Origin of the sequence: Arthrobacter agilis, from assembly GCF_002953615.1 — a bacterium.
Classification (GTDB): domain Bacteria; phylum Actinomycetota; class Actinomycetes; order Actinomycetales; family Micrococcaceae; genus Arthrobacter_D; species Arthrobacter_D agilis_B.
The window spans coordinates 1,060,801-1,064,672 of the sequence record NZ_CP024915.1 but is presented as its reverse complement, the minus strand read 5'-3'; the positions used below and the strand labels follow the sequence as shown (position 1 = coordinate 1,064,672).

Here is a 3,872-nt window from a genome sequence, read left to right as displayed (position 1 = left end):
CCCCCGGGGCCCCGCCCAGGCAGCGCGTCCGCCCGCCGATTGGACGAACTCCCGAACGTCCGATAGAGTTTTTTCTCGTTGGAAAACGAAGAAACACCGCGAAATGCTCAGCAGGTAGCGGGAATTCCGGGTTCTTCCTTCTTCTGCGGACGTAGCTCAGCTGGCTAGAGCACCACCTTGCCAAGGTGGATGTCGCGGGTTCGAATCCCGTCGTCCGCTCGCAAGTCACTGTATGGCCGGATCAGTCCGGTGGCCGGAGCGATCCGGTCACGGTGGGGTGGCCGAGAGGCGAGGCAGCGGCCTGCAAAGCCGTATACGCGGGTTCGAATCCCGTCCCCACCTCACTACGGTACGAGCACCATGAAAATGGGCGATTGGCGCAGCGGTAGCGCGCTTCCCTGACACGGAAGAGGTCACTGGTTCGATCCCAGTATCGCCCACGAAGGCGCCCCCTCGGGGGCGCTTTTTTGCGGACGTAGCTCAGCTGGCTAGAGCACCACCTTGCCAAGGTGGATGTCGCGGGTTCGAATCCCGTCGTCCGCTCTTTCCGGCCGATTGCGGCCGTTGCCCGGTCCTGGCGAGGACCGGGCATTTTTTGTGCTCAGCCCCGAGCGAACTCCTCCGTTCTCCCGCCGGACCCCGGGGTTCCTCCTCTATGCTTGGAGCAGCGGAAACGGTCCTGCGTTTCCACGACCGAAAGGAGGTGTCCGTGGGTTTATTGGACGGGCTCAAGGGCAAGGCCGGCACCCTCGCGGGTAAGGCGACCGAACTCATTGGCGATAATTCCGACAAGGTGAAGAACGGCATCGGGAAGGCTGGCGACTTCGTCGACAGCAGGACCCATGGCAAGTACTCGCACCACATCAACGGAGTGCAGACGAAGGCTTCGGGGATGGTGGACAGGATCGACAAGAAGGACGGCAAGGGCGACACCAGCCCTACCCCTCCGCCGGCCGTGTAATTCCCAGCCTGGCAATAAGGAAGCGCCGGTCCCGCCGAGAGGCGGCACCGGCGCTTCTTGCGTTCCCGCCGGAGGCGGCGGGAGGACCGCGATGGGCCTAGTGGACGACGTCGCTCCCCTGCCGCGCGAGGGCGGTGAGGCGGGAGACCGCCCGGTAGTACTTCTTCATGTAGCCGCCGCCCATCATCTCCTCGGTGAAGAGGTGGTCGAACGTCGTGCCGCTCGCCATGATCGGCACGTCCCGGTCGTAGAGCCGGTCGGCCAGGACCACGAACCGCAGGGCGACGGACTGCTCGGTGATCGTCTCCACGTCGTGCCAGGCGACGGCGTCGATCCCGTCGAGGAGCTGCCGGTAACGGCTCGGGTGGACGTCGGCGAGATGCCGGACCAGGTCCCCGAAGTCGTCCTCCGCCAGGACGCCGCCGGAGTAGGCGTCGATGCGCTCGCGCAGCGCGGCGTCGTCGAGCGCTGCCGGGGCCTGGGGCAGCCCCCGGTGGCGGTAGTCCTCGCCGTCGATCCTGGCCACCTCGAACTGGTCCGCGAGGACCTGGATCTCGCGCTGGAAGTCCTCCGCTGCGAAGCGCCCGTCCCCGAGCGACCCGGGAAGGGTGTTCGACGTCGCCGCGAGCTTGACGCCGGCGTCGGCCAGTTCGCGCATCAGCCGGGACATCAGCACCGTGTCCCCGGGGTCGTCCAGTTCGAACTCGTCGATGCACACGAGGCTGTAGCCGCTGAGCGCGTCGACGGTCTTGCGGAAGCTCAGCGCTCCGACCAGGTTCGTGTACTCGACGAAGGTGCCGAACGCCTTGCGGCCCAAGGATGCGTGCCAGAGCGATGCGAGCAGGTGCGTCTTGCCGACGCCGAATCCGCCGTCGAGGTAGATCCCCGCCCGCGTGGTGGTCTTCCTGCCCCCGCCGAACAGTCTGCGGAATCCCGAGGGCTCGGGCTCGTCGACGGAGGAGGCGAACTCGCGCAGCTTGGTCACGGCGGCCGACTGCGACGGCTGCTGGGGGTCCGGACGATACGTGTCGAAGGACACCTCGCCGAAGCGGGGCGACGGGTAGAAACCGCCCAGCAACTCATCGACGGAGACCTTCGGGGTGCGCGCTGTGAGGTGTTCGGTGGCTGGCACGGATCTGGACCGCTTTCTCTTTCCGGCTGGGTGTCGCGAGGCCCCCGCGGGAGGCCGCTTCGCTAGGCAAGACTACGGCAAGGCGGTCCGTGCGCCGGTGGTCCGTGCCGCTCCCGCAGGTCCTTGACCGGACGCGGGCCGGGACGTCAACCGGACACTGATCGCACGCGGGGTACCCGGCGCCGGTCTGCCCTGCACCGGCGCCGGCACCGGGAATCGCGGCCCCGGCCGCACGCTGGGGAGCCGGAAGCAATCGGGCGGGCGCGTGGTTACGCTAGGGAGGAAGAGACGCTCCTTCGAGCAGACAGCTATGCGAAAGGCCGCAATGACACTGGCTCCAGATACGCAGGACAAGTTCGCCGAGTACGCCCATCCCGAGCGGCTCGTCTCCACCGACTGGCTCGCTGCCAACCTGGGCGCCGAGGGTCTGGTGGTCGTCGAGTCCGACGAGGACGTCCTGCTGTACGAAACGGGCCATGTGCCCGGCGCCGTCAAGATCGACTGGCACACCGAGCTGAACGACGAGGTGACGCGCGACTACCTCGACGGCGCCGCGTTCGCACGCCTCATGGCCACCAAGGGCATCTCCCGCGACTCCACCGTGGTGATCTACGGCGACAAGAGCAACTGGTGGGCCGCCTACGCCCTCTGGGTCTTCACGCTCTTCGGCCACGAGGACGTCCGGCTGCTCGACGGCGGCCGCGACAAGTGGGTGGCCGAGGGCCGGGAGCTCACGACGGACAAGCCGAACACCGCACCGAGCGACTACCCGGTCGTCGAGCGCGACGACGCGCCCGTGCGCGCCTTCCTCGGCGATGTCCTCGACCACCTCGGGAAGCCCCTGATCGACGTCCGCTCGGGCGACGAGTACACCGGGGCCCGCACCACCATGCCCGCCTACCCGGAGGAGGGCGCGATGCGCGGAGGGCACATCCCCACCGCGCGCTCCGTCCCCTGGGCGCGTGCGGCCGCCGAGGACGGAACCTTCCGGACGCGCGCGGAGCTCGACGCCATCTACCGCGGCGAAGCCGGCCTGCAGGACGGCGACGACGTCGTCGCCTACTGCCGGATCGGAGAGCGGTCGAGCCACACGTGGTTCGTCCTGACGCACCTGCTCGGCTTCCCGAACGTGCGCAACTACGACGGCTCCTGGACCGAATGGGGCAATGCTGTGCGCGTACCGATCGTCCGGGGCACCGAGCCCGGCGACGTGCCCGCGAGCCGGGTACGGGCGGCCCGATGACCACCGGGGCCGTCCCGGCGAAGCTCGCCGAGATCATCGACGACTTCCAGGACCTGACGGAGCCGGACCGGCTGCAGCTCCTGCTCGATTTCTCCCGGGAACTCCCGGACCTGCCGGAGCGCTACGGGAGCCACCCCGAGCTCCTGGAGCAGGTGGTCGAGTGCCAGAGCCCGCTCTTCCTCACCGTGGAGATCGGCGAGGAGCCCGAGCGCCGCGTGCACCTGTTCTTCTCCGCCCCGCCGGAGGCTCCCACCACCCGCGGATTCGCCGGCGTGCTGCTCGAGGGACTCGACGGGCTGCCTGCCGCGGACGTCCTCGCCGTTCCCGACGACGTCCCCGACCGTCTCGGCCTGACCCGGGCGATCACCCCGCTGCGCATGCGCGGCATGGCCGCGATGCTGGGCCGGATCAAGCGGAAGATCAGGGAAGCGCAGTAGTCTCCGAGCCGGGCACCTTCCCACCGGGGAGGGCCCGGCCGTTCAGGTGTGCGTCCAGCCAGCGTTCGACGACGGCCTCCCACCGTTCCGGATCGAGGT

4 protein-coding genes and 4 tRNA genes are annotated in these 3,872 nt (G+C 68.6%); 7 read left to right on the top strand and 1 reads right to left on the bottom strand.

The genetic code is table 11. The features are described from left to right. Nucleotides 1-145 precede the first annotated feature (145 nt). The 5 genes from CVO76_RS05090 to CVO76_RS05070 all read left to right on the top strand — a co-directional run bounded on the left by CVO76_RS05090 (nucleotide 146) and on the right by CVO76_RS05070 (nucleotide 961). Nucleotides 146-219 (top strand) — tRNA-Gly (locus CVO76_RS05090). Nucleotides 220-271: 52 nt separating this feature from the next. Beyond that, nucleotides 272-342, top strand: a tRNA-Cys gene (locus CVO76_RS05085). 26 nt (nucleotides 343-368) lie between these two features. Then, nucleotides 369-440: transfer RNA gene (locus CVO76_RS05080), tRNA-Val, on the top strand. A 29-nt stretch (nucleotides 441-469) separates the two neighbouring features. Next, a tRNA-Gly gene (locus CVO76_RS05075) sits at nucleotides 470-543 on the top strand. Between the two features lie 166 nt (nucleotides 544-709). Further along, nucleotides 710-961, top strand: coding sequence for an antitoxin (locus tag CVO76_RS05070; RefSeq protein WP_208741005.1), 252 nt, complete (start codon nucleotides 710-712; stop codon nucleotides 959-961). A 97-nt stretch (nucleotides 962-1,058) separates the two neighbouring features. On the opposite strand, the gene zapE is transcribed toward CVO76_RS05070, so the two are convergent. Next, nucleotides 1,059-2,093, bottom strand: coding sequence for a cell division protein ZapE (gene zapE, locus CVO76_RS05065; protein ID WP_208741003.1), 1,035 nt, complete (start codon nucleotides 2,091-2,093; stop codon nucleotides 1,059-1,061). A gap of 325 nt (nucleotides 2,094-2,418) precedes the next feature. On the opposite strand from zapE, the gene CVO76_RS05060 reads away from it, so the two are divergent. Beyond that, nucleotides 2,419-3,336, top strand: coding sequence for a sulfurtransferase (locus CVO76_RS05060; protein WP_208741001.1), 918 nt, complete (start codon nucleotides 2,419-2,421; stop codon nucleotides 3,334-3,336). Next, nucleotides 3,333-3,773 (top strand): SufE family protein, encoded by a 441-nt coding sequence (locus CVO76_RS05055; protein WP_208741000.1) that lies wholly within the window; start codon nucleotides 3,333-3,335, stop codon nucleotides 3,771-3,773. Before CVO76_RS05060 ends, CVO76_RS05055 begins: the two co-directional genes overlap by 4 nt. Nucleotides 3,774-3,872 lie beyond the last annotated feature (99 nt).